The organism is Thermococcus sp. CX2 (genome assembly GCF_012027555.1).
Taxonomy (GTDB): domain Archaea; phylum Methanobacteriota_B; class Thermococci; order Thermococcales; family Thermococcaceae; genus Thermococcus.
Genome location: NZ_SNUQ01000003.1, coordinates 169,477 through 192,370 on the forward strand (window position 1 = coordinate 169,477; position 22,894 = coordinate 192,370).

28 protein-coding genes and 3 tRNA genes are annotated in these 22,894 nt (G+C 52.4%); 14 read left to right on the top strand and 17 right to left on the bottom strand.

From position 1 onward, the window contains the following. Positions 1-121: 121 nt before the first annotated feature. From E3E23_RS07925 to E3E23_RS07945, 5 genes are all read right to left on the bottom strand, one after another. A complete protein-coding gene (locus E3E23_RS07925; protein ID WP_167907780.1) occupies positions 122-370 on the bottom strand; it encodes a hypothetical protein in 249 nt (82 codons plus the stop codon). A 90-nt stretch (positions 371-460) separates the two neighbouring features. Then, the gene (locus E3E23_RS07930; RefSeq protein WP_371807534.1) at positions 461-709 is read right to left on the bottom strand and encodes a hypothetical protein; all 249 of its coding nucleotides are present in this window, start codon (positions 707-709) and stop codon (positions 461-463) included. Then, positions 709-1,488 (bottom strand): cell division ATPase MinD, encoded by a 780-nt coding sequence (gene minD / locus E3E23_RS07935; protein WP_167907782.1) that lies wholly within the window; start codon positions 1,486-1,488, stop codon positions 709-711. The genes E3E23_RS07930 and minD overlap by 1 nt, the downstream gene beginning before the upstream one ends. A gap of 175 nt (positions 1,489-1,663) precedes the next feature. Further along, positions 1,664-2,470, bottom strand: coding sequence for a slipin family protein (locus E3E23_RS07940; RefSeq protein ID WP_167907783.1), 807 nt, complete (start codon positions 2,468-2,470; stop codon positions 1,664-1,666). Further along, a complete protein-coding gene (locus E3E23_RS07945; RefSeq protein ID WP_167907784.1) occupies positions 2,457-3,797 on the bottom strand; it encodes a nodulation protein NfeD in 1,341 nt (446 codons plus the stop codon). The genes E3E23_RS07940 and E3E23_RS07945 overlap by 14 nt, the downstream gene beginning before the upstream one ends. Before the next feature lie 91 nt (positions 3,798-3,888). Here E3E23_RS07945 and E3E23_RS07950 point away from each other — a divergent pair, with 91 nt between their 5' ends. From E3E23_RS07950 to E3E23_RS07965, 4 genes are read left to right on the top strand one after another with little or no spacing between them, the layout of a single operon-like run. Next, positions 3,889-4,197, top strand: coding sequence for a hypothetical protein (locus E3E23_RS07950; RefSeq protein WP_167907785.1), 309 nt, complete (start codon positions 3,889-3,891; stop codon positions 4,195-4,197). Next, a complete protein-coding gene (locus tag E3E23_RS07955) occupies positions 4,170-5,000 on the top strand; it encodes a DNA-3-methyladenine glycosylase (RefSeq protein ID WP_167907786.1) in 831 nt (276 codons plus the stop codon). Before E3E23_RS07950 ends, E3E23_RS07955 begins: the two co-directional genes overlap by 28 nt. After that, positions 4,997-5,329: a hypothetical protein gene (locus tag E3E23_RS07960; protein WP_167907787.1), complete on the top strand. Its 333-nt coding sequence runs from the start codon at positions 4,997-4,999 to the stop codon at positions 5,327-5,329. The genes E3E23_RS07955 and E3E23_RS07960 overlap by 4 nt, the downstream gene beginning before the upstream one ends. Positions 5,330-5,356: 27 nt before the next feature. Continuing rightward, entirely contained in the window at positions 5,357-5,752 is a 396-nt protein-coding gene (locus E3E23_RS07965) for a hypothetical protein (RefSeq protein WP_167907902.1), read from the top strand. Positions 5,753-5,873: 121 nt separating this feature from the next. Here the strand turns inward: E3E23_RS07965 and E3E23_RS07970 are convergent, their stop codons facing one another. Next, the gene (locus tag E3E23_RS07970; RefSeq protein ID WP_167907788.1) at positions 5,874-6,365 is read right to left on the bottom strand and encodes a type II toxin-antitoxin system VapC family toxin; all 492 of its coding nucleotides are present in this window, start codon (positions 6,363-6,365) and stop codon (positions 5,874-5,876) included. Between the two features lie 59 nt (positions 6,366-6,424). On the opposite strand from E3E23_RS07970, the gene E3E23_RS07975 reads away from it, so the two are divergent. Genes E3E23_RS07975 through E3E23_RS07985 form a run of 3 tightly spaced genes read left to right on the top strand, consistent with a single transcriptional unit; the run spans position 6,425 to position 8,871 of the window. Next, positions 6,425-7,192, top strand: a complete 768-nt coding sequence (locus tag E3E23_RS07975) for a LamB/YcsF family protein (protein WP_167907903.1) — start codon at positions 6,425-6,427, stop codon at positions 7,190-7,192. Positions 7,193-7,196: 4 nt separating this feature from the next. Then, a complete protein-coding gene (gene pxpB, locus E3E23_RS07980) occupies positions 7,197-7,883 on the top strand; it encodes a 5-oxoprolinase subunit PxpB (protein WP_167907789.1) in 687 nt (228 codons plus the stop codon). Further along, the gene (locus E3E23_RS07985) at positions 7,876-8,871 is read left to right on the top strand and encodes a biotin-dependent carboxyltransferase family protein (RefSeq protein WP_167907790.1); all 996 of its coding nucleotides are present in this window, start codon (positions 7,876-7,878) and stop codon (positions 8,869-8,871) included. Before pxpB ends, E3E23_RS07985 begins: the two co-directional genes overlap by 8 nt. 7 nt (positions 8,872-8,878) lie before the next feature. Here E3E23_RS07985 and E3E23_RS07990 read toward each other — a convergent pair whose 3' ends face one another. Beyond that, a complete protein-coding gene (locus E3E23_RS07990) occupies positions 8,879-9,313 on the bottom strand; it encodes a UPF0179 family protein (RefSeq protein ID WP_167907791.1) in 435 nt (144 codons plus the stop codon). A 27-nt stretch (positions 9,314-9,340) separates the two neighbouring features. Continuing rightward, complete coding sequence (locus E3E23_RS07995) at positions 9,341-10,381, bottom strand: NAD(P)-dependent glycerol-1-phosphate dehydrogenase (protein ID WP_167907904.1); 1,041 nt, start codon at positions 10,379-10,381, stop codon at positions 9,341-9,343. A 72-nt stretch (positions 10,382-10,453) separates the two neighbouring features. On the opposite strand from E3E23_RS07995, the gene E3E23_RS08000 reads away from it, so the two are divergent. The 5 genes from E3E23_RS08000 (at position 10,454) to E3E23_RS08020 (ending at position 14,098) form a co-directional block, all read left to right on the top strand. After that, on the top strand, positions 10,454-11,266 hold the full coding sequence (locus E3E23_RS08000) for a DUF63 family protein (protein WP_167907792.1): 813 nt from the start codon (positions 10,454-10,456) through the stop codon (positions 11,264-11,266). Positions 11,267-11,268: 2 nt separating this feature from the next. Further along, complete coding sequence (locus tag E3E23_RS08005) at positions 11,269-12,033, top strand: bifunctional fructose-bisphosphatase/inositol-phosphate phosphatase (RefSeq protein ID WP_167907793.1); 765 nt, start codon at positions 11,269-11,271, stop codon at positions 12,031-12,033. Next, the gene (locus tag E3E23_RS08010) at positions 12,023-12,634 is read left to right on the top strand and encodes a rhomboid family intramembrane serine protease (RefSeq protein WP_167907794.1); all 612 of its coding nucleotides are present in this window, start codon (positions 12,023-12,025) and stop codon (positions 12,632-12,634) included. The genes E3E23_RS08005 and E3E23_RS08010 overlap by 11 nt, the downstream gene beginning before the upstream one ends. Positions 12,635-12,682: 48 nt before the next feature. Beyond that, positions 12,683-12,790 (top strand) — tRNA-Met (locus tag E3E23_RS08015). 126 nt (positions 12,791-12,916) lie between these two features. Further along, on the top strand, positions 12,917-14,098 hold the full coding sequence (locus E3E23_RS08020) for a transglutaminase-like domain-containing protein (protein ID WP_167907795.1): 1,182 nt from the start codon (positions 12,917-12,919) through the stop codon (positions 14,096-14,098). Here the strand turns inward: E3E23_RS08020 and E3E23_RS08025 are convergent. Next, positions 14,095-15,312: a DEAD/DEAH box helicase gene (locus tag E3E23_RS08025; protein WP_167907796.1), complete on the bottom strand. Its 1,218-nt coding sequence runs from the start codon at positions 15,310-15,312 to the stop codon at positions 14,095-14,097. The genes E3E23_RS08020 and E3E23_RS08025 overlap by 4 nt on opposite strands. Positions 15,313-15,384: 72 nt before the next feature. Beyond that, positions 15,385-15,462: transfer RNA gene (locus E3E23_RS08030), tRNA-Lys, on the bottom strand. A 111-nt stretch (positions 15,463-15,573) separates the two neighbouring features. Between E3E23_RS08030 and E3E23_RS08035 the strand changes: the two genes are divergently transcribed. Then, positions 15,574-15,661 (top strand) — tRNA-Leu (locus tag E3E23_RS08035). A 513-nt stretch (positions 15,662-16,174) separates the two neighbouring features. On the opposite strand, the gene E3E23_RS08040 is transcribed toward E3E23_RS08035, so the two are convergent. Further along, complete coding sequence (locus tag E3E23_RS08040) at positions 16,175-18,124, bottom strand: helicase C-terminal domain-containing protein (protein ID WP_167907797.1); 1,950 nt, start codon at positions 18,122-18,124, stop codon at positions 16,175-16,177. 50 nt (positions 18,125-18,174) lie between these two features. On the opposite strand from E3E23_RS08040, the gene E3E23_RS09990 reads away from it, so the two are divergent. Further along, positions 18,175-18,495 (top strand): hypothetical protein, encoded by a 321-nt coding sequence (locus tag E3E23_RS09990; RefSeq protein WP_206205681.1) that lies wholly within the window; start codon positions 18,175-18,177, stop codon positions 18,493-18,495. A gap of 3 nt (positions 18,496-18,498) precedes the next feature. Here the strand turns inward: E3E23_RS09990 and E3E23_RS08050 are convergent, their stop codons facing one another. From E3E23_RS08050 to E3E23_RS08075, 6 genes are all read right to left on the bottom strand, one after another. Beyond that, the gene (locus E3E23_RS08050) at positions 18,499-19,203 is read right to left on the bottom strand and encodes a hypothetical protein (protein WP_167907798.1); all 705 of its coding nucleotides are present in this window, start codon (positions 19,201-19,203) and stop codon (positions 18,499-18,501) included. Positions 19,204-19,399: 196 nt separating this feature from the next. Continuing rightward, positions 19,400-20,068: an ABC transporter ATP-binding protein gene (locus E3E23_RS08055; protein WP_167729758.1), complete on the bottom strand. Its 669-nt coding sequence runs from the start codon at positions 20,066-20,068 to the stop codon at positions 19,400-19,402. Continuing rightward, positions 20,065-20,526 (bottom strand): hypothetical protein, encoded by a 462-nt coding sequence (locus E3E23_RS08060; RefSeq protein ID WP_167729759.1) that lies wholly within the window; start codon positions 20,524-20,526, stop codon positions 20,065-20,067. Before E3E23_RS08060 ends, E3E23_RS08055 begins: the two co-directional genes overlap by 4 nt. Next, complete coding sequence (locus E3E23_RS08065; RefSeq protein WP_167907799.1) at positions 20,523-21,281, bottom strand: ABC transporter permease; 759 nt, start codon at positions 21,279-21,281, stop codon at positions 20,523-20,525. Before E3E23_RS08065 ends, E3E23_RS08060 begins: the two co-directional genes overlap by 4 nt. Next, positions 21,265-22,341, bottom strand: coding sequence for a hypothetical protein (locus E3E23_RS08070; protein ID WP_167907800.1), 1,077 nt, complete (start codon positions 22,339-22,341; stop codon positions 21,265-21,267). The genes E3E23_RS08065 and E3E23_RS08070 overlap by 17 nt, the downstream gene beginning before the upstream one ends. Positions 22,342-22,383: 42 nt before the next feature. Continuing rightward, complete coding sequence (locus E3E23_RS08075; RefSeq protein ID WP_167907802.1) at positions 22,384-22,758, bottom strand: hypothetical protein; 375 nt, start codon at positions 22,756-22,758, stop codon at positions 22,384-22,386. Between the last annotated feature and the right edge of the window lie 136 nt (positions 22,759-22,894).

The window sequence follows — 22,894 nt, forward strand, 5'->3', positions numbered from 1 at the left end:
CTCCCGTCTGCTCACGAGTTTCCCATATTGGACAGAAGAGTACTTAAATGTTTTCAACGAAAAATGGGTTAAAATGTGCTCAGTCGTCCATAAAGCTAACAGACAAATGTAAAAAGATGGGTTAGCTGCTGAGGCCATGTCCGTACTCTGCAATAGAAGGAACTTCTCCATGGAATTCCCCAGTGTTCAGGAGAACTCTGATGATGTCCGGCACGAGAGCCTTAATGGCTGGAGGTAAGAGGCCCTCCCCTTTAAGATAGTAGTTCACGACCTCACTCAGTGGGGCGCTTACAAGCTTTCCATTGAAGACGTGAACTACTTTATCATCGATCTCGACTATTCTGTCTGAATAGCCGAGCCTAACCTTCATAGCGCCCCACCTCCACTATGGGATTAGTAGAAGAGGGTTTTTAAAATTTAACGCCACAGAAATGTTTAATAACAAAAGTACCAAAAAGGCTCAGAGGTTTCGAACTTCTTCGTCTATAGACTCCTCGAGGGTTCTTTCCCACTCCTCGATATCAAAGTCAACGAGCTCGCTTTCAAGGTCTTCCTTGAGGCTGGTAACACGTCTCTTGAGGGCGTTCTTGGTCTCTTCGTCGTAGACGACGTAGTATGGGTTGTTCTTGGCGGAGAAGTAGAGCATTGTCAGCACAATGTTGAGGACTATGAGTATGACCACTACCCCATAGAGGATAACATTATCCATCATCTCTTCCCTCCAAACAGTGCTTTGAACACCCTCTTAATAGGACTCTCTGGTTCTGGGGCCTGCCACCTAATGCCAGCAAGCTTTGCTGCGAGCTGTTTGATTGCTATTGCCGCTGGGCTGGTTGGGTTCTTGATAACGAGCGGGACGCCGTAGGCACTCGCCCTTTTGACCTCGGGGTCCTCTGGTATCATGGCCAGCACTGGAACCTCGAGGATCGCCTCTATCTCTTCCTGGGTGAGCTCCGTCTTCTCGTTGGTAACCCTGTTGAGGATGGCACCGAGCGGGAGGGTTCCGAGTTTCTCGGCTATGAGTTTTGTCTTGAGCGAGTCAGTGATAGCTGAGATTTCAGGGTTAGTAACGATTATGAGCTCCTTACCTATGAGGAGAGCCGTAACAGATGTCATCTCAAGTCCTGCCGGAGCATCGATGAGAACAAAATCCGCCATCTGGCCTATCTCTCTGATGAGCTGCCTGAGTTTCTCCGGCTTGGCCTTCTTTATCTTCTCAAGGCTGAGACCGCCGGGAATTACTTTAACACCAGCGGGGCCCTCATATATCGCGTCCTTAAGGTCCGCCTCTCCAGCCAAGACGTCGTGGAGCGTTATTGGAATGTCCTCCATGCCGAGGACGAGGCTCAGGTTTGCCATTGTGATATCCGCGTCCAGCAGGATAACCTCCTTCCCGAACTGAGCCAGTGCAACACCCAGATTTGCAACCGTCGTTGTTTTACCGGTTCCACCCTTTCCTGACGCAAAAACAATTGAACGGCCTTCCAAAGTTAACACCTCCAGTATAAGCGGTAACTGCGCCCGTTCCTATTAAGCCTTTCTGGGTTTCCAATTTTATATGGAGTACAGTTTTTGCGTGTATGGAGTAGGATAACAATACTTTTATTTTTTGCGGTTCATCCAGCCGAGGAAAAGAAAAGATGGAAGAAAAGCCATTCGTTCCTTACTCTTTCTCAGCTTCTTTTTCGAGTTTTGCTCTGGCAACATCTGCGGTCTCAGCTAGACTCCTGAAGAGCTTGAGCATCTCCATTGGCAGCGTTAGTACTATTATATTGCTCTTGTCACTGGAGACGTCGCTTATCGTCTGGAGCGTCCTGAGCTGGAGTGCCATCGGATGTTCGGAGATTATCTCGGCAGCTTCTCTAAGCTTCTCGGCGGCCTGCCTCTCGGCCTCTGCCAGAAGGATTCTTGCTCTCCTCTCCCTCTCGGCTTCTGCCTGCCTTGCCATGGCCCTCTGCATTCCACTCGGCAGTTCGACATCCTTGATCTCGACGGTGCTGACCTTTATTCCCCACGGATCAGTTGCCTCGTCGATGATCTTTTGGAGCTGAATGTTGAGCTTATCCCTCTCACTGAGGAGCTCGTCGAGGTGGGCCTGGCCGATCACGCTCCTCAGCGTCGTCTGGGCAATCTGGCTGGTGGCCATTATGTAGTTGCGGACCTGGGTGACGGCCTTGATCGGGTCAATAACACGGAAGTAAACGACCGCGTTGACCCTGACCGGGACGTTGTCCCTGGTTATGGTTTCCTGAACCGGAACGTCGAGGACGCGCGTTCTGAGGTCCACTATAATGGCCTTTTCGAATATTGGTATGATGAAGAACAGACCTGGGCCTCTTGCTCCGACGATCCTACCAAGCCTGAAGATAACGGCCCTTTCGTACTCCTTGACTATCTTTATGGCGGAGGCCACAATAATCAAAACAAACAATAAAACAACGCCCAAAACCATTGTACTAACTGCCACCATCTAAATCTCCCTCCTTCGATACTATAAGTGTGAGTCCTTTAACCTCAACAACCCTGACCTTCTCCCCCGCTGGAATCCTGCTTCCGTCCTTGCTGATGGCCTTCCAGATCTCCCCGTGGATCCTGACTAGGCCTTCGGGGTTAAGCTCCTGGATGACTTTCCCTTCGGCTCCAACTAGCTCCTCCTTGCCTGCTTCCGGTTTTTTCCTCTGGGCCCTCACAACTGCTGCAGCGCCAAAGGCAAAGAAAAGCCCCAGCAGTATTGCCATGACGATGATGATTATCCTGAGCGTTTCATAAAGGGCGCCGCTCACCAAGTACTCACCCCCTCCTTTGCCAAAGAGCATTGTACCTCCAAGGATGAACGTAATAGTCCCTGCCACAGTGAAAAGGCCAAAGGTTGGCGTCAGGGCTTCGGCTATGAAGAATATCATCGCGAGGGCTATCAGAAGAAGCCCGGCGCTACTGTAGCCGAAGTATCCGAGGCCTATCAACCCAAGCACCAGCATTATGGCACCGATGGTCTCGGGCACATGCCATCCTGGAGTAAGAAAGCCGAATATTAGTCCTATGAAGCCGAGGTTCAGCAGTACGTAAGCTATCGTCGGGTCGGTTATGTATTTGATAACAGTATCCTTGAAGGACGGCTCCAGGTATACGACACGGGCGTCCCTGAGGTGCAGAACCACCTTTCCTCTGTCTTTAACTGGAATCTTCGTCTCCATTCCATCCGCCTTCTGGAGAAGGTCGTTAACGTCCGTTGCTATGACCTCTATGACACCATACTTAAGGGCCTCTTGCGATGTAACACTTCTGTCTTCAGTTATGAACTGTTCTGCAAGGGTAGCGTTCCTTCCGCTCATCTCGGCCAGCTCGCGCAGGTACGCTATGTAGAAGTTGACTATCTTGGGGGGTGCCTCTACTATGCTTCCGTTTGCACCGTAGCCGAGTATTGGCCTGCAGGCCCCAATGACGGTTCCGGGAGCCATGGCTATCAGGTGAGAGCCCAGGGCTATATACGTCCCCGCGGAAGCGGCCATTCCCCCTGAGGGATAGACGTAGATTATAACTGGAACCTTGGCGTTCTGTATCCTCATCACTATCTCCTGCATGGCGTCGGCCCTTCCTCCGGGAGTGTTGAGCTCGATGATGATCGCCGATGCATTGGCCTTCTCCGCCTCGGTGATGTACCTGTCGAACTGATCCACGGTGTAGCCGGTTATCATGCCGTCTATTTTGGCAACATAAACCGTGTTGCCCTGAGCGTGTGCAGTGGGGAGAAGCATTGCAAACAAGATGAGTACTATCAGTGCAGTTTTGAACCTCATCCCAACCGCCTATTATTAATACCACTACATAGTTTAAATCTTTTGCCTATCTTCCAAAAGTGATTTATAGGTTCAAGGCCAACCCCAGACCATGAGCCTGAGAACGCTCGTCAAACTTTACAGGGTCTCCAAGGGCGGGGAGAAAATAAGGAAAGCCTGGGAGCTCGTCCGTGAAGCGGCCAAATACTCTCACAACGAGCCCTACTGGGACTTTCTGAGGGAGACCTTCGACGTCCGCGCCGAGGAAATTAAGGATGCGATGCGCTTTCTGGAAGAATCCGGCGAGCTTGAAATCAAACGCTCCGTCGACGGCAAGAGGCTCTATGTTTCGACGCTAAAGGATATAAAGGAGAATCCAGTAAGGCTCGACCGATGGCTGAGGTTGACCTCAAAAAAGTAACCCACGAGATGATAAGGAACGGCACGTGGAAGTACGAGAGTGGAGTATTTTGGCAGGCCTTAGAGATAGGCATGGTCGGCTTCGATGGGGAGAACGTCATATTTCCAGACGAGTGGGGTAGAAAAGAGCGGAAAGATGCAAGGAAAAAGCTGGTCTTCATCCTCGGCCTTGATACTGACTTGGACTCCTTCTACAATGAAATAGCCGACTCAAAGTTCGCCTTTCTCATCGAGGAATTTTATGGCCTAACCGTTCCGGCGGCGCCGAGCCCTTACCAGGCCTTGGTTGAGGTCATAGCCCAGCAGCAGGTTAACTTCGAATTTGCCCAAAGGACTATAGCGAACCTCGTTCAGCTGGCCGGCAAAAGGATTGGTGACCTTTACGCCTTCCCGAGCGCTGAAAAGATAACGTCGCTGAGTGAAGAGGAGCTTAAGAAGGCAAAGCTCGGCTACCGCGCGGGATACATAAAGTCCCTCACGGAGCTCTACCTCAATGGCGAGCTGAACCTCGAGCTGTGGGACTGGAGCGAGGAGGACGCTATTAAATACCTCACGAAGTTCCGCGGAATCGGGAGGTGGAGCGCCGAGCTGTTCTTAGCCTATGGGCTGAGGAAGAACACATATCCCGCGGGCGACCTGGGGCTGAGAAGGGGGATAGCAAAGATTTTTGGAATGAGGGTAAAAGAGGTCAAGGAGAAGGACGTGAGAGAGCTCATCGAACCCCACGGTAAGTGGAAAGGGTTGCTGGCTTTCTACGTTCTCTGCTACGACAGGAAGACGGAGATGGAGCGGAAGAGAAAATGAACGAAATTCGGATAGTCTTACCCCGTGAGAAGTTCAAATCTCTGAAGGGCAAAGACATTGAAGCCCTTATCAAAGAACACCTTCCAAAAGTTGAGGAAACGTTGAAAGCCGAGCGCGAAGAGATTTTGGGGGAGAAAGTTAAAGCGCTGGAGGAGAAGCTCCGCGAGATGGAGAGCGAGCTTGAGGAGCTGAGAGAGTTTTACGAGAAGGCTTTGAAGGACAAAGAGCTCATGATGGCCGAGAGGGACAAGCTAAGGAAGGAGAACAAGGAGCTGAGGAAGCAGCTTGAAGAGAAAAAGAAAGAACTGGAGAAAGTTCACAAATCGTGAACGATTCGTTTATGGAGTGTGAACGAGGTGAAGCTCGTCATTAAACCCGAGAAGGGCTTCGGCAAAATCGAAATCGAGCTTGGCGAGGAGCTCTGGAGTGGAATTAAGAAGCTGAGCGAGAAGTATGCTGTCCCGCCGGAGAGGGTAATTGAAATCGCTCTCCTTGGTGAGTTTAAGATGCCCAAAGGGGAGCTTGAGGAGCTTGAGAAGAAGGTTGAGGAGCTTGAGGAGAAGGTGTGGGAGCTGGAGAAGGAGTACGCTCCGCTGCGCTTCAAGGCTTACGGCGTGAGCGAGGACAACAAAATCCTGGCAATCGAGCTATCCGGCCTTATCGCCGAGAACAACCAGCTCAAGCGCTTTTTGAGGCTCAAGCCAGAGCGCAACCTCGAGCTGAGAAAGCTTATATCCTACTACCTCCAATGAACGACCGCGGATGATGACAGCGAATTGCACCGAGCTTAGTGATGACGAGGACTGGCCCTGACGCCGCCCGGGGAGGCGGGTGACGAATCCAAGACGGGATGAGGAGAACCGATGATATACCCTATGAGCGCCGACGCCTCCTCGGGCGCTTTCTTGGAATGAGCCTCACGGGGCTTCCGCAGTCTGGGCAGATTCCGTCAGGAGGCTCACTTGTGAACTTCCTCCCGCAGCCGATGCAGACGTAGCTCCATCTTATAACGCGCTTTATGCCCCTTTTGAGCGTTTTGAACTCGATGCCAAGCGTTTTGGCGATGTTCTGCAGGTTGTAGTCGTCGGTGAAGAGGACAGCCCTGAGCTCATAGGCCAAGGCGAGGATTTCTACATCTGCCTCGCTCAGCTCCCCGAGCTCGCCGGTTCTTTTGGCCGCTTCCTTAACTGCCTCGATGCTCTCACGCGAAGGCATCAGCACTCTAACCTTCCCCGCGTTGATCAGGCCCTCCAAGAAGAGCTTCGACTCGGGGTCTTTGACCTCCTCCACCACCTTGGGGGTAGTTACACCTTCGACGTCAATCCCCTGGATGAATATCGCGGCATCGATGACCTGAACCTTCATGGTCAAAACTCGGAGAAACCCTTTTTTAGATTTCTGTCGAAATGAACCCGGTGATGGAAATGAGGGTCGACCTTAACTCAGACCTGGGTGAGAGCTTCGGCCGCTACAAACTCGGCCTCGACGAGGAGGTCATGAACCACATAACCAGCGCCAACGTTGCCACCGGCTGGCACGCTGGAGACCCAATCGTCATGAGGAAGACCGTCAGACTTGCGAAGGAGAAAGGCATTGCCGTCGGTGCCCATCCGGGTTATCCAGACCTCATGGGCTTCGGGAGGAGGTACATGAAGCTTGCCCCCGAGGAGGCCAGGAACTATATCCTGTACCAGATCGGCGCGCTTTATGCCTTCATAAAGGCTGAAGGAATGGAACTCCAGCACGTCAAGCCCCACGGCGCGCTCTACAACGCCCTCGTGAAGGACGAGGAACTCGCTAGGGCGGTCATGGAGGGAATAGCGGACTTCGACAAAGGGCTGATCTTCGTAACGCTCTCGGGTTCAAGGGCGGCCGAAATAGCTGAAGAGATTGGACTAAAGGTTGCGCACGAGGTTTTCGCAGACAGGGCCTACAACCCGGACGGCACGCTTGTTCCAAGGGGGAAACCAGGGGCGGTGATACACGACAAAGAGCTCATAGCCGAGCGCGTTATCTCTATGGTGAAGGACGGCGGCGTTAAGGCCATCAACGGGGAGTGGATTGAGCTCAGAGCCGACACAATCTGCGTCCATGGGGACAACCCGAAGGCTGTGGAGATAGCAGCTTATATCAGGCGCATCCTCGAAGAGGAAGGCGTCAAGGTAGTACCGATGGGTGAGTTCATAAGGTGAGAGCATGGTGGAGTTTAAACCGGCCGGCGACTCAGCGCTCGTTATTTCCTTCGGCGAGGTCATAGATGAGGAAATAAACAAAAAAGCCCACGCCGTGGCGAGAGCCATTGAAAAGGCCAGTCCGGAGTGGCTCGTTGAGGTAGTCCCGACGTACTCAACCGTTTACGTATACTACGATCCGCTCATGGTGAGCTATACAGAGGTCGTCGAGGCAGTGAAACCTTTCCTCTCCGCTGAGCCGGATGATGAGAAGTCGAGAATAGTCGAGATTCCAACGGTTTACGGCGGTGACTTCGGGCCCGACATCGAGTTCGTCGCTCAATACAATGGCCTCAGCGTGGATGATGTCATCGAGATTCACTCGAGGCCACTCTACAGGGTCTACATGCTCGGCTTCACTCCGGGCTTTGCCTACCTGGGTGGAATGGACGAGAGGATAGCCACTCCCCGCCTAGAAAAACCGAGGCTGAAGGTTCCCGCCGGGAGCGTGGGCATAGCTGGAAAGCAGACGGGCATATATCCCCTCGAAAGTCCCGGCGGCTGGCGGCTTATCGGCAGAACTCCCCTGAAGCTTTTCGATCCGAGGAAAGACCCACCAACGCTTCTCCAGCCTGGCGACTACGTGAAGTTCGTACCGATAAGTGAGGAGGAGTTCTGGGAGCTATACAGCGGAGGGATGATAAATGATTGAGCTCCTTAATGTCCCATCACTCCTAACTATTCAGGATCTCGGTAGATTCGGCTATAGAAAGCTCGGTGTCTCCACGAGCGGCGTCATGGACGAGGTGAGCGCGAGGTTAGCTAACTACATAGTTGGTAATCCGGATAACGCCCCGGTTCTCGAGTTTCTTCTGGCCGGGCCGACCATCCGCTTCAACGCCTCAGCCGTCTTTGCCGTCGCTGGGGACGTGGAGGTTAAGCTCAACGGCGTTCCCATAGAACCCTGGAGGAGTTACTGGGCAAAGCGCGGCGACGTTCTGGAAGTTGGAACGCTGAGGAGCGGTCTATACGGCTATATCGCTTTCGCTGGAGGGATTAAGTGCGAAAGGCTCCTCGGCAGCTGCTCGACCTATACGCGGGCAGGCCTTGGCAGGCCTTTAAAGGCAGGCGATAGGCTAACGCTCGGATACGCCCTTCTAACGGGTAAGGAAGGTAGAGTTCTTCCCCGGGAGCTGAGGCCCGATTATTCGGCAAAGGAGAAAGTTATCCGAGTGATCCTCGGACCGAACCTCGACCACTTCACTGGGGAGGGAATAGAAACTTTCCTGAGCGGGTCCTACGCCGTAACGCCCGAATCGGATCGGATGGGTTACCGCCTCGACGGGCCTCAAATAGAGCACTCGGAGAAAGGCGCCGACATTGTGACAGACGCCGTTCCAATCGGCTCAATTCAGGTTCCAGCAAACGGAAAGCCGATAATCATGATGGCCGACTGCCAGACCACTGGCGGCTACGCGAAGATAGGGGTGGTTGCCCGCGTTGATGTCCCCCTCGTCGCCCAGAGCAGGCCAGGTGAGAGGCTGAGGTTCAAAGCGGTGAGCGTTGAGGAGGCACAGGAGCTCTTGAGGAGACGTGAGAGAACCATGAAGGCAATCAGAAAGGCCTTTGAAGGAGAGGCAAGGGTCTACAAAGTTTTGGCTGGTGGAAAAGAGTTCGTGGCTTTTGTGGAAAAAGATTAAAGGAGGGTTAGTCCTTTTTCCTCATGACCTTGACGATCTTGTAGTGCTTCCCATTGCACTCGATGTCGCCTAAGACTTCGATTATCTTGACGCTGTCCCCCTCAAAGAGCCCCTCTGGCCTGAAGAGATCCTGCTTTTCTGGGTCGTCGCAGTCGGCGAAGCCGAGCTTTATCACCGAGCCTGCTATGGCCAGCCTCGGCTCTATCGCTATCTCCACCGATGGTTCCACCACTTCAACGACCCTTACCTTGCCCTCGTGGAGCGGACAGGAGTGCGAGGGCATGCTCCTTACGCGCAGAATCTTGTAGCGCCTTCCTGGCTCAAGGTTTCCAACGCAGACCCCTGCGAGCTTACAGGTCCTGCACGGTTCTGCTGGGCCGTAATATATGAATTCAACACCAGGCCTTGCCAGCTTTTCTCCGACTAACGTGATTATTGCCATTCCAAACACCTCCGTGAGTGATGATCGTCAGATGACTCCAGTGATTTTAGCGGCTTTCTCGGCCGCCTCTCTGGTAAGACCCTCTTTTCCGAGTATCGTGTAGCGCTCGGGCCTTATGGTGTGTGCAATCGTGAGCGCCTCGATGATATACTCGGGGTCGATTCCCAACTCGTATGCGTTAGTTGGCGCCCCCACCTTCTTTAAGGTTTCCCTAATTGTCTCCCACTTGAGGCCGTGGAGGTAGGCCATTATTATCGTCCCGACGCCACACTGCTCGCCGTGGAGTGCTGGTTTAGGTGCTATCATGTCGAGCGCGTGGCTGAATAGGTGCTCGGCACCACTCGCTGGCCTTGAGGAGCCCGCTATGCTCATCGCAACGCCGCTTGAGATTAGCCCCTTTATGACCTTCCTCACGCTCTCCTCGTTGCCGAGCCTTATTATGTCGGCGTTTTTTATCACCATCTTGGCGCTCATCAAAGAGAGAGACGCCGCATACTCGCTGTAGTATTCCCCCCTGAGCCTGTGGGCCAGCTGCCAGTCCTTCACTGCGGTCAGGTTAGAGATTATGTCGCCAACCCCCGCGGCCAGGTAGCGGTAGGGGGCCGTTTTGATGACCTTCACGTCCGCTATGACCGCTACGGGCGGAACGGCCTTGATGGACGTCTTTGTCTCTAGGTCCTTTATTGATGCGTTCGCGCTCGCTATTCCGTCGTGGGAAGCGGTGGTCGGAAAGCTGATAAAGGGAATCCCAGCCTTGAAGGAGGCGAGCTTGGCGACGTCGATTATGCTTCCGCCGCCAACGGCTATGAGCCAGTCAATACCCTCATCCCTTATTCTATCCAGCGTCCTCTTGACTTCCTCCATGCTGGCCTCTTTCACCGTGAGCGCACACACCTCGAACTCTCCACGGAGGTTCTTCTCTACGTCCTTCCCCGCTATTTCCCTCGTCTTGGACCCATAAAGAACAAGGACTCTCCGCCCCAATTTGAGCCTTCTCGCGACGTTAACAACTTCTCCCTTGAGGTTCTCGCCCAGCAATACTTCCCTCGGCAGCTGCATCAGGTGCATCCTCATCACCGTCCGTAGAAATTATGTGGGAAAAGCTTTAAGGCTATCGGAACAACCGTCTATGGTGGTCAAATGGGTCTCTGGGAGTTCTTTTACAGGTACTTCATCGAACCCATCGTGAACAACGAGGGCTACAACGTAGTGAACACGCTCACCTACGCGGTAATCCTTGGTATAGGTGTGGTGGTCGTGTACAGGGCACTGAAGAGAGCTGGAATCAGTACCGACAGGCAGTTCTTCAAGGCGCTCCTTCCGTATATAGCACTTGGCGCGTTGATGAGGGCCATGACCGACGCGACCATCTATCCGAGAACTTATCTAACGGTAACTCCCGGCATCTATTTCGTGGTTACCGCCTTCACGTCGCTCGCCCTCTACGTGAGCCACAGGCATTGCAGGGGGTGTGACTGGCAGAGGGCTTTCTTCGGGTTCGGGATGGTGCTGCTGCTCTTCAACGTCTTCGTGCTTGGGATAAGCTACTCCAAAGTTTCTTTCAACTGGGAGGTTCTGAAGTACTTCATCCCTGCCCTGGTAGTGGCCGAGACTTCCATCTGGCTGCTCACGAAGAAGGTCAAGATTATAGCGGATAACAGCTGGCTTTTCTACGCCCACTTCTACGACGCGACAACGACCTTCGTCGGCGTTGACTTCATGGGTTACTGGGAGCAGCATGTCCTGCCCCGCTTCCTCATCGAGCATACTGGAACGGCGGCCACGATGTACCTCCTCAAGTTCGTCATGCTCCTGCTCGTCGTTTACCTAATTGACTACGTAGTTGAGAACGAGGATGAGCGGGACATGGGAGAGTTCGTGAAGCTTGTGATATTCCTCCTCGGGTTTGCTCCCGGAACGAGGAACCTGTTGAGAATGCTTATGGGGGTTTGACTATGGAATGGAACGAAGTGGCCATAGAGATGGCCAAGGAAGTTGAGAAGGTTGTGATGCCCCTCTTCGGGACCCCGAAGGCTGGAGAAACGGTTGGAACCAACGTGAGCGGCGACGTCACGAAATACGTCGATAAGGTGGCTGAGGAGATAGTGCTGAGCAGGCTCCAGCCGCTTGGCGTTAATATCGTCAGCGAGGAGATAGGCGTCATCGACAACGGGAGCGACTATACGGTGGTCATTGACCCGATAGACGGTTCCTACAACTTTGCCGCTGGAATACCCATCTTCGCCTTCAGCTTCGCTGTTTTCGAGGGTAAAAAGCCCCTCTACGGCGCAATATATGAGTTCGTCACGGGACACTTCTACGAGGGAATTCCAGGTACTGGAGCGTTCATGAACGGGAGGCAAATCCACGTCAGGAAGCCCGAGCGCGGGAAAGAAGCGCTGAGCTTCTACACGAGGGGAGAATATTCGGGGCTGATCAAAAAGGTAAAGCGTGTCCGCGTCCTCGGGGCTATAGCAGTTGAGCTCACCTATCTTGCCAAGGGCGCCCTTGATGGAGTGCTTGACATCAGGAACTACGTCCGCCCCACGGACATAGCGGCTGGGGTTATAATAGCGAGGGAAGCTGGGGCAATAGTCACGGACGAGAGGGGGAAGGAGCTCAAGCTTGACTTGAGTGCGACCAAAAAGACCAACATCATAGCCGTGAATGAACGCTACCTGCTCGAGTTAATCTTGGAGGAGCTGGCCAATGAGCCTTAAAGGCTTCACGATGAAATACGGCAGGGTAACGACTCTGCTCTTTGGCATCAACGTGCTCGTTTACATCTTCGAGGCCGTACTGAGCGGTAACCCGATAGACATAAGCATCGAGGTTCTTGCAAGGCTCGGCCAGTGGAACTACGCGGTCATAAACGGCGCCTGGTGGCAGCTCCTCACTGCCATGTTCGTTCACGTGGGAATACTCCACATAGCCTTCAACATGTACTTCCTCCTTATGCTCGGCAGTCAGCTCGAACGCCTCTTCGGTGGCAGGGTTCTCGTCTTTACTTACCTGGTCGCTGGTCTCGTCGGCAACCTGGTCACGCTCTTCCTCCTCCCGCCTAACTCCGTGAGCGCTGGGGCAAGTGGTGCCCTCTTTGGGATAGTGGGCCTTTTGATAATGACCTCTGGAATAATCGGGGGTAATATTGGAAGGGCCCTCACAAACGCTTTCGTCCTCTTCCTCATAAACAGCCTGTTCCCTGGTGTGAACGCCTTCGCCCACCTCGGCGGGCTTATAACAGGCATCCTGCTCGGTCTCTACTATGGCAAGAAGCTCAGAAGAAAGCTCATGGCAATGACCTATGGCTATGCCTGGTGAACGAAAGATTTAAAAATGGACTTTGGGAGGTATAACGCGGGCGCTTGTGCCGGGGTAGCTTAGCCTGGTCAGAGCGCTCGGCTCATAGGGCTGCTCCCCTTCGGGGGAGCCTGAGAAACCGAGAGGTCCGGGGTTCAAAGCCCCGCCCCGGCACCACATTCTAACAAACTTCGCCTTCTTGCAGTTGGAAAGCTTTGGTCAAACTTTGCCCTGCAAAATTTACTGGCGCAAAGGTTGCTCCATGGAGGTTTCCTTTATAACTCCCACTGACGATTTAATGTCATGATGAGAAGGGCAGTCTTCGCGCTGGTAATCGCACTCATGATGTTCGTCTCAGGATGTATCACTGTAGTTCAGCAAACTGAAACTTCATCCACTACTTCCCACTCAACGTACCCTTCAACGTCCCCAACACCACAGACTACAACTACCACAACAACCACAACCCCGCCCGCAACTTGGACAAACCCGGAGGTTCAGTGGAACAACTTGACGGTTTTCCTGCCCAGCCAGGATGCCCAGTTGAACTGCAGCGGCGTTCTATGGCGCTACATACTCAAGGACGCCCTTCCTTGCATGCTGAGCGGGCCGGAGCTTGAGGTCATCTCGCCCCTCGCCGCTGAGCTGAAGGGCGCGACTCTCGAAGAGAGCGCCTGGAACGTTCTTGACTGGGAAGGGCAGTGGGTAACATACGACCGGGAGAAGGCGAAAGAGCCTTTTGCCAAGATTATCATTTACCCCGACGGAAGACAGGAAGTAGTTGAGGGGCAGAACAACACGATACAGACGCCCTACGAGACTATTATGCGAGGAAAGGGCATATGCACCGACTACACGGTTCTCACCGACGCCCTGCTCTTGGCCATGAACTACTCGCCAGTTTACGCGATGGGGATAAACCTCACCGACCTTGGCCACGCAGCGGCACTCGTCAGGATAGACGGCTGGTTCTTCGTCCTCGACCAGCGCCTGCCTCCGATGGATCTCGGCTCCTACTACCGCTACTGGGAGAGGCAGGGGAGTAGGGTCATCAACGCGACTCTCTACGAGATTCGACCGGGCAACGATTTGGCCTCCGTGAAGACCCTCGGTATTTTAAGGGGAGAGGACTTCCTCAAGCAAGACTATAATATGACGGAGAACGACGCAACAGCGCTCGCCTACAGAATGGTTGGGCTGCTTTCCAAGGAGTTCAACCTGGCGGTTGACAATTCCCTCTCGCTGCTCTCCGACGGAAAGCTTCCCGAGGGCTACAAATCGGGCAAAGCCTGGGTCATAACCTACCAGAATCTTGCGGATTACTACCACCCAATATTCCACGAACAGTATGCAGAATGGCTTGTTGGGCGGATAACTTCCGACGAGGAACTCCTCGGCGATATTGAGAAGAGCGACGCAGTATGGATCGAGGTGAAAGCCGAGGGAAACGACCTGGCCGTAACCCTCTACCTCGGAGAACGCTAATAGCGCCTCGAATAGCCGCGGTGATACCTGCCGTTCCTTCTCCCGTTTTTCCTGTACTCCCTTTGCTTCTCCTCGCGTTCGTACCTTTCACGGTATTCCCTTGGTATCTCCTCGCTCAGCTCGGACTTCTTGATTTCGACACCTGCGACGCTTGCTATGTAGCGGAGCCTCCTGTACTCCCCAGGCATTATGAAGGTGACGGCCTTTCCTCGCTTACCCATCCTTCCGGTTCTGCCTATCCTGTGGACGTAGTCTTCGGCCGTCATGGGCAGGGAGTAGTTTACGATGTGGCTTATGTCCTGAACGTCCAGCCCCCTAGCGGCGACGTCCGTCGCCACTAAAATTCTTGTCCTCTTGGTCTTGAAGCGCCAGAAGGTTCTCTCCCTTGCGCTCTGGCTCATGTCCCCGTTGAGGGCTTCGGCGCTGTAGCCCTGCCTTCTGAGCTTCTCGCTCAGTTCCCTCGTTTCCCTCTTCGTCGCGCAGAAGACTATGCCGTAGAAGTCGTCGCTCAGGATTTTCTTCAGCATCGTGAACTTCCTCGCCGGAACGACCTCAACATATTCCTGCTCGACCATTTCAGGAACGAGCTCGTCGCTGCTTACCTTCACGACTTCATAGTTCCCCATGTAGCGCTGGGCAAGTCTGAGGATTTCACGCGGCATCGTTGCTGAGAACATCAGCACTCGCTTGTTCCTCGGCGTCTGCCTGAAAATGGCCTCTATGTCGTCTATGAAGCCCATGTCGAGCATTCTATCGGCCTCGTCGAGAATGAAGAACTTCACCCCGCTTAAATCGAGGGTCCCGCGCCTTATGTGGTCGAGCACCCTTCCCGGGGTTCCAACGACGACGTGAGTACCTCTCTCAAGGGCCCTTATCTGGGGCCCTATCGGCTGGCCACCGTAAACGGCATAGATATAGACCCTCTTCCTCCCTCTGAGGCTCTTCATCTCGTCCGCCACCTGAAGGGCGAGCTCCCTCGTGGGCGTCAGGACGATTGCTTGAACGCTCTTTTCCTTCTCATCAATTGCCTCGATTATGGGTAAGGCAAAAGCGGCCGTCTTTCCGGTTCCGGTCTGGGACTGCCCAATTATATCTGCATCGCCAGATAAAAGACGTGGAATGACCTCCCTCTGGATGTCAGTGGGCTGTGAGAAGCCCTTCCTTCTAACGGCAACTAACGTCGCCTCAGATAAGCCTAAGCTTTCAAAACTCATTTTTCTTGACTCCTTTTCAACGATTAACACGCGCTCCTTCAAGACTCGAACGCGTCGAGAAGAACCGCGATTTGGCGGGCCGGGGGGGATTCGAACCCCCGACCACGGGATTAAGAGTCCCGCGCTCTAACCATGCTGAGCTACCGGCCCTCAACCCGAAGACATAGACGGGAGGTGGCTTTATAAATTTTTTGGTCAGGGTCGGGAAGGGCTCCACAGAAAACTTTATAAAGTCCCCCTGAGCGTTATAGTTTGGCTTGCGCGGGGGTTGCCGAGCCTGGTCAAAGGCGCGGGATTGAGGGTCCCGTCCCGTAGGGGTTCCGGGGTTCAAATCCCCGCCCCCGCACCATAAGAAACTTTTCTGAGGAGAAGTTTCATCAAAAGTTTCTGACTGTTCTAACAGGCTGTTTTGAAGTTGCATTCGACACAATAATAGCTCTATTTTGCGGTGAATTCCTTTTAATCGGCCCTTTAAACAGTGAGTTCACCCAAAACTGATGTCCTTAGGGCGTCTAAAGGAAAAGGACTCGGACTGAGATTGCTTTTCTCATTAGTGAATTCCCTGCTAAATACTCAGGATAGCTAGGAATGCACTCTAAACTCGCCACTTCTGCAGTGTCTAACTTTTCGCCCGCCTTTCATAAAGGCTGTTTGCCGAGCAAAGGTTTGATCGGAGCTCGTCCATCTTCTTGAAGTGCCTCCTTTGAGAGTGAGCTCACCTTCAGTGGGCAGTTTTAGAGTGTTCAACTCCAAGTGAGCGCCCGAAGGACGTCAAAAAGAAAGGGAATCCACATTAAGCGCTTCTTCATTTAAGAAATCCTCTCTAGAAAGACCCCAGAGAGTCGCACACTGATAAAAGGGATCATCTAAAAGCAGTCCCTTCTTTGGTCGCTTTGCCTTGCAAAGGTTGCTGCCAGAACCGCCTCAGATACAGTCTCATTCTTCCCAGGTCAACGGGCCTCATCGTCTCCCGCATCCAGTCCGGCAGGTCCTTCTTTATGCTGTTCCACAGCAGGCGGTAGTCAAGGACTATTATCGACCCTTTCTCCTCGGTCGAGCGGTGCACCCTCCCCGCGGCCTGGACGAGCTTCCTGTGGGCGGGCAAATAATAACCGTAGTATCTGCCTTTGCCAGGGAACTTCCTCTCGAAATACCTTATCTGTGCCTGAACCCTTGGCGTGGGCCTCGCGTAGGGGATGCCAACTAAAACGACTCCGTTCATCTCGTCACCGCTGTAGTCCTGCCCCTCGCTGTTCCTACCTCCCATCACTCCAAGGAGAACCGCCCCCCTATCTCTCGCGTGGGCCTTGAACTTGGCAACGAGGAGGTCGTTCTCCTTCGAGCTTGCGCCCTGCTTCTCGATGAAGATGGCCTTTCCGGTCTCCTCCAAGCGAACTTCAAGGTTGGCCGAGAGCAGGCCCTGCAGAACCTCGTAGGAAGCTGCAAAAACTCCGACGTTTTTCGGTATGAGCTTGACGGCCTCGACTATGTAGTCCACCATCTTCCTGTAGGACTCCATCGAGCGCTCGTCTCCGCGCGTCGAGACGTCCCTTGCAACTAAAACCTGCGCGTTTTCCCTCTTGACCATGCGCGGGAACTTCTTCAGCCTGGCGTTCTCGATTCCCATGACGTCGTGGAAGGCTTCGAGAGGCGTTAATGTTCCAGACATGAATATCGCCGACTGCACATTCTTGATGAAGCTCAATGCCTTGGCCGGATCGAGGGCGACCAGCTCAAGGCTGAGGCCCTTCTCCCTGCTCATGAGGAAGAGATAGTCTTCCCGCCCGATGAGCGAGAGCCAGAAGAGGAGGAACTCGCCGACCCTTCCGACATAGCTCCTCGGCGGTTTGCCCTTCTCTATTCTGTCTTCCCTTATGGAATCGCCCACCTCGACCATCTCGTTGAGGGTCTTCACGAGGTAGCGGCCGTCGAGGTTGAGTATATCAACGACGTGGGCAAAGATTAGTTCGGGCTGAATCGGAACCTCCTGGACGTCCCTCTCCCTGAGCTTCTCCTCGTAGAGAATCTCCAGGCCCCTGGCAAAGATGCTCAGGAAGTTGGCTATCTCGTGCTCCCTGTACTCGTCGGCCTCCTTTATGGCCCTGCTGATGGTGTGTATACTCAGCCTGTCGCTGAGAGCGCTTATGGCCTGGTCTGGAAGGTTGTGGGCCTCGTCGAAGACCACTATCAAGTCCGAATACTCGATGTCGAGCGAGCTGAGGAAGTTTTCCCTTATCGTTGGGCTGAGAAGATAGAGGTAGCTCGCGACTATGACGTTAGCTTTCTCCGCTATCCTTCTCGTCATATCGTAAGGGCAGAGCTCCAGCGTTTGAGCGTAGTCGAGTATCTCCATTGGGTGACTCGGCTCCTGCAGAAAGAACCTCACTACCTCATTGAACTCCTCTCGCTTCTTCTTTTCGTTCTCGTAATAGGGGCACTTTCCGAGCTTCTTGAGGTTCTTGCAGACTACCATGGCGTTATAGGCGTCAGTGGTGTAGTTCACAAGGTATGTGTGGAGGCACAGATCCTTTCTGCTCCTCAGCTCGACGCCAGAAACGGGCGTTTTCCTGTTTATGGCCTTCAACTCCTCTATAACGCGGTCCATCTGCTTGTGAGTTCTGGCTAGGTAAATCACCTTGTAGCCCATTTCTATCGCGTGGGGCAGAATTCCAGCTAAAACGCTTACCGTCTTTCCAAAGCCTGTTGGGGCTTCAATTATAACGTTTTCACCCTTTCGGACGGCTTCATTAACGAGATTTATGAATTCCTGCTGATGAGGTCTGAGCTTATTGTAGGGGAAGTATTCACTCATGGGAAAGAGTTTTAACGGCTCGCTTTTAACCTTTCCCCAGGTGGAAAGGGATGGAAGATAAGGACAAGAGGCTCATTGAATACACCATTGAGGCAATGCTGATGGCCTGGCTCGGCTATCTGTTCTTCTACCAGAACTACCTCCTCTACACGTGGCACCGCGGTCTGCCGCTCCCATCCAAGTGGCCTTTCGTCCTGCTGGGCATCGGCCTCGGTGCGCTGTTTTTCTGGTACGAGTTGAGGAAATTAGAAAGAGAGCTTTTAGAAAAAGAGAAGAGAGAATCAGGGTTTGCTGGGGTTCCAGTCGTTGCCGAGAATGAGCCGCCGTCTAAAGAGGGCCTTGAAAAAGCCTCTGTGAACGAGGAGTCCTGACCCTCACAGCGCCTCGATTTTAATTATATACTCACCGTTCAAGTCCATCTCGGAGAAGTCCTCCTCCGAAACATCGAGGAGGTCTTTTTTGATCTCCAGTATAGAGGTTCCAGAGAACGTCTCGTATTCGATTTTCTCGACTATTCCATCTGTGACATCCGCAATGAACCCATCTTCCTTAGCTTTCCCTATCACCCTAAAGGAGCGCTTGGACGTCTTTAGCAGGATGTAGCGGAGCAGATGTGCCAGCAGTGGGCCTTCGAATCTCCTTAAGATGAACTCCTCCCCTGAACCGAAGATCAGCGGGGCCAGCACGTAATGGCTCTCAGCCATTCGAGCAAGAGCCTTTCCAGAGCCTTCTGCGAGCAACTGGAGCTTCTTCCCGAGCAACTTCTCCCCGGGGATATCCGCCGAAGCCCTCGCCACCAGGTTTCCATCTCCGGCCCTGAAGGAGAGAATCAGGAGGCCCCTTTGGCCTTTCATCACATAGGTGACGTGGGGCTCGTTGAATGCCATCTCCAAAAAGCCTTCGAACTCGAACTTCCAGGGAAAACGCCTGAGGGAAAGCCTTGCGACGGACCTTTCATTCATCCTGGTGACCTCTGCTCGATAGGGAAACGTTGGGAAGAGCTCCTCAGGATTCACCGCGACGCTTATTAGAGCTTCCCATCCTCCTGAGAAGGGCACCTCTGTCATCCTTGACTCCATGCCGAGCACCCTTGTACATTGTCCCTCTAAGAGATGCTCGGACCGGTTTTTAAAGTTGGCGGAAGAGAGGGGAGTATAAACTAGTTGCCCGCTGAGTGGACATACTTCTATATGAAGCCTGTCTGTTCCAACTTGGGGGTGCATGAGTATCGAACCATGTACGTTGCTGGTCTTTGTCTGAAAGTGGGGAAATTCACTATCCTTTGAGTCCATAGTAGAGCCGCCGAAGGGTCTCCTCTATCTCTCCTGCATCCCCCTGGGCCACAAGCCTGCCGTCGGCTATCACATAGACCCTATCCACCACTGGGAGCAGAGGCTCCCACATGTGGCTGATTATCAGAAAGCTTTTTTCTTCCCTCAGTTCCTTGATAGTTCCAATGATGTCCCTTATTCCACTGAAGTCTAAGTTTGCCAGTGGTTCGTCGAGCATCACCAGATCTGGATTTCCCACTAATGCCTGAGCCAAGCTGAGCCTCTTGAGCATTCCGGAGGAGTACGAAACTATCCTCCTGTCAAGGTAGTCTATCCCGAGTATTTCTGCAACCTCTTCCACGTCGTCTTTTCCACGCGCCCGTGCGAAGATAGAGAGCCATTCTCGTCCCGTGACGAATGTGGGAAACCTTGGTGGGTCAAAAGCGACGCCAATACGTTTTCTCACGGCGCCATCTGACCAAGGGTTCTTTCCGAAAACTTTGATGTCTCCTGAAGTAGGCCGATAGACTCCTGCTGCTATCTTCAAGAATGTGCTCTTTCCACCTCCGTTTGGACCTACGATAAGGTTGGTTCCTTTGGGGATCTTGACCGTGACGCCGTTGAGGGCCGTGATGCTCCTGAATCTCTTCGTCAGTTTTTCGGCGGTTATCACTTGGACCACCTCATCCTCATTAAGGTCATAGAAAGGATTACACTTACGAGAATTCCAAGGCCATAGTAAGCATCCTGGACCCTTTTGGGAGGGTGCAGATCTCTCATAAGGAGGGCACAGGTTGGCATTCCGGAGCCACTGAACTGCAGGAGGTAGTCCCCTTCATACGGAATTGGAAACTCGACCGTGAGCTGTTGGCTCATGTTTTCCTCGAAGATGATCGAGTTTGCAAAGACGTTCTTGATATAAACAATTCCAGTGCCTCCCGAACAGGTTAGTCTTGCTTTCATCCATCCAGGAACGTAGAAGACAAATGAATCGTATTCTCCATCTTCCGTGCTCTTTAGAGCGACAGGGGGCGTGTTTATTTCAACGTTTGATTTGATTGAATAAGCGGCCATTAACCCAAAGGAAGACATGAGCAGGGCAACAAGGAGTGTTATTATGAGTCTCTTCACAGCACATCCCTCCTGTCCATCATGACTATGCCGGCGAGGAGAAGGATCCCCGGCACAACTACTCCTGCAAAGAACTCCATTCTGACAATGTCTAGCGTACTGGGGCCAATCAGCGCCAACATTGTCATTCTGTTAACAAACCTAAATGGGGGAACGCTCAGACCAATGAAATTGGGAACGGCAAGGAGGAAAAAGGAAACAAGGAAGTCTAGGAAGGCGTTTCTGAAGGCAAGGGACACCACTATGGAAACAGCCACGGAGTAGAGAACGAAGTAAAGGACAAGAATCATAGCCGAAGCGAAATTCCCACTGCCCAATATTATGGGAAGGGCAGTCCAGTTATCGGCCTGGGTTATCAGGATGACAAGAAAGATTGAAATGTAAGTAACCAGCAAAGAGAGCAGATAAACGGTAGCAGTCTTCACGAAGAAAAACTCCCTCTTTGACAGTGGAAGTGTGTAGAGAGAAAGCGCATATCCCATGTCCCTCTCCTGCCTGAAAACTAAAATGGACAACACGGATATTATAGACACCAGAATCACCCACATTTCGGAGGAGCCCAAAGTGGAGATGATGGCTGATCCAGTAAGGATCCGTATTGTTTCCTGGCCAAATCCTGACGCCCGGAACCAGCTGCGTGCCTCGAAGAGTTGAGAGGCAAAGATGAGAACGAGGGTTGGAATGCTGATTGTCAAAACAAACAGGCGCATGTGCTCGCTTAACTCCCAAGTGAAAGCTTCACGCAGATTTCCCACGCAGGACACCCCCTTTCAGAAGGATTATCACAACGAGGACAGATAATGAAATGAAAAATCCAATTTTAAGTCCGCTTTTTGGGGGATTACTCTCGACAACCTGATTGTTATTCTGAATGTTTGTCTTGAAAAGGGAAACCCCATGCATCCACAGTTCCTTGGGTTCTTTCGTGTTGACTAAATCCTTCATGTGCTCACGGGCGTAACTTATTGCCCTTTCATCTGCCACTGAAACGTCCAGGATTCCTATCGCCTGGAGATCAGCGATGGGCCCCATAAAAGTCAGCATAATGTCCAGTTGGGGATTGTACGAAACAATACTGGCACCTTTTGTCTCATAGAACAGCAAATCAATCGCCGAAGGTTCGGTTATAAGAATTCCATTGGGTTTCTCAATGGGACCATAGTACGTCAATATGGTCGTGTTGATGATTTGGTTTGAACGAATCCTTATTGGAGTGCCGTTGTGTATTAGGAAGGTGTCATTCACATTTAGGTCTCTTAATCCCCACAGTGCGGTGTGGCCGTAATACCTGCCCTCTAAATCGTAAACGCTTCCATTCTCCAAGAATATCAAGTATTTGCCCCTTATTGTTATCGGCCGAAGAGACGTCACTTTCACCTGTAAGACGTCCTTGTTACCTATCTGTATGGAGTTGTTGGCCACATATACCGTCTCATCCCAGAAGGGATTTCTAGGGAGATTTGGAGCGTTGTCCTGAGGGACGAATACTATGTTTATTCCATTAGACGTGTCATTTCTCTCGATATCGTTGGAGTTCGGAGTGAGAACTACCTCAACGCCCACTGTTGCAATTCCTTTTTGAGAGTCCACGGATATGATTGTGAAATTTATCAGAATTGCTTTGACTGACTTTACAAGATAATACGTCCCGTTAAACCAATAGACTAACATTGCATTGCTGAAATTGTCAACGGCGTGGTATGCAGTATACGTTCCCGGTTCAAACCAAAACGGGCTGTAAGTGGTGCCCTTTGCTGCGGGCGTCACGAGGCAGGTACCAAATAAAAAGAGGAAAAGGAAGACACTCTTTTTCACTCCTCACCACCTCTATCTGAGCTATTAGAGGTCCATGGATCATTACCCTACTGGCGCTGGTACAAGGGCTACGATCCAGTCACCATATGAACCGACGGTTCCATAAACTCTGGTTCCTACCTCGTCTGCTGAGTGCCACCTCTCAATTCTCCAAACCAGGCCATCCCCCCATGACGTTGCGGCGTGATCCCAGAGGACAAGTGCTAGAGTGTATTGAGGCGGTACTTCCCACTGCCCCATCGCATAGGCACTGAATCCCCCACTGGCAAAGAAGTAGTTGACATCTCTGTACTCATAGTCCTCCCCTGCAATGACCCCTGGCTTCACTGTGGTGTAGTGGAGTGCTGCCACGCTCCCTACCATCAGGAAGATGGCCAGAACAACCAATCCAACAGCCCCTACTTTCCTTCTATCCATCGTCTCCCCCCATTTGTGGTGAGGGCATTCTTATTATCTGCTAGGATAATAAAAACTTTTCGATTTGTAGATGTTTTAAAGAGCTTTTATGCATGATTATAGCATTAAACTCCAATAGTATTATCTAGCAATTCTG

Coding starts and splice junctions, on each gene's coding strand:
- E3E23_RS08050 (WP_167907798.1), bottom strand. CDS start 19,203: ATGGAGTCAAGGATGACAGAGGTGCCCTTCTCAGGAGGATGGGAAGCT.
- E3E23_RS07940 (WP_167907783.1), bottom strand. CDS start 2,470: ATGGTGGCAGTTAGTACAATGGTTTTGGGCGTTGTTTTATTGTTTGTT.
- pxpB (WP_167907789.1), top strand. CDS start 7,197: ATGGTGGAGTTTAAACCGGCCGGCGACTCAGCGCTCGTTATTTCCTTC.
- E3E23_RS07955 (WP_167907786.1), top strand. CDS start 4,170: ATGGCTGAGGTTGACCTCAAAAAAGTAACCCACGAGATGATAAGGAAC.
- E3E23_RS07930 (WP_371807534.1), bottom strand. CDS start 709: ATGGATAATGTTATCCTCTATGGGGTAGTGGTCATACTCATAGTCCTC.
- E3E23_RS08000 (WP_167907792.1), top strand. CDS start 10,454: ATGGGTCTCTGGGAGTTCTTTTACAGGTACTTCATCGAACCCATCGTG.
- E3E23_RS07990 (WP_167907791.1), bottom strand. CDS start 9,313: ATGGCAATAATCACGTTAGTCGGAGAAAAGCTGGCAAGGCCTGGTGTT.
- E3E23_RS07970 (WP_167907788.1), bottom strand. CDS start 6,365: ATGAAGGTTCAGGTCATCGATGCCGCGATATTCATCCAGGGGATTGAC.
- E3E23_RS07950 (WP_167907785.1), top strand. CDS start 3,889: ATGAGCCTGAGAACGCTCGTCAAACTTTACAGGGTCTCCAAGGGCGGG.
- E3E23_RS08075 (WP_167907802.1), bottom strand. CDS start 22,758: ATGGATAGAAGGAAAGTAGGGGCTGTTGGATTGGTTGTTCTGGCCATC.
- E3E23_RS07975 (WP_167907903.1), top strand. CDS start 6,425: ATGAGGGTCGACCTTAACTCAGACCTGGGTGAGAGCTTCGGCCGCTAC.
- E3E23_RS07945 (WP_167907784.1), bottom strand. CDS start 3,797: ATGAGGTTCAAAACTGCACTGATAGTACTCATCTTGTTTGCAATGCTT.
- E3E23_RS09990 (WP_206205681.1), top strand. CDS start 18,175: ATGGAAGATAAGGACAAGAGGCTCATTGAATACACCATTGAGGCAATG.
- E3E23_RS08010 (WP_167907794.1), top strand. CDS start 12,023: ATGAGCCTTAAAGGCTTCACGATGAAATACGGCAGGGTAACGACTCTG.
- E3E23_RS08025 (WP_167907796.1), bottom strand. CDS start 15,312: ATGAGTTTTGAAAGCTTAGGCTTATCTGAGGCGACGTTAGTTGCCGTT.
- E3E23_RS07995 (WP_167907904.1), bottom strand. CDS start 10,381: ATGCACCTGATGCAGCTGCCGAGGGAAGTATTGCTGGGCGAGAACCTC.
- E3E23_RS07960 (WP_167907787.1), top strand. CDS start 4,997: ATGAACGAAATTCGGATAGTCTTACCCCGTGAGAAGTTCAAATCTCTG.
- E3E23_RS08040 (WP_167907797.1), bottom strand. CDS start 18,124: ATGAGTGAATACTTCCCCTACAATAAGCTCAGACCTCATCAGCAGGAA.
- E3E23_RS08005 (WP_167907793.1), top strand. CDS start 11,269: ATGGAATGGAACGAAGTGGCCATAGAGATGGCCAAGGAAGTTGAGAAG.
- E3E23_RS08020 (WP_167907795.1), top strand. CDS start 12,917: ATGATGAGAAGGGCAGTCTTCGCGCTGGTAATCGCACTCATGATGTTC.
- E3E23_RS07985 (WP_167907790.1), top strand. CDS start 7,876: ATGATTGAGCTCCTTAATGTCCCATCACTCCTAACTATTCAGGATCTC.
- E3E23_RS07925 (WP_167907780.1), bottom strand. CDS start 370: ATGAAGGTTAGGCTCGGCTATTCAGACAGAATAGTCGAGATCGATGAT.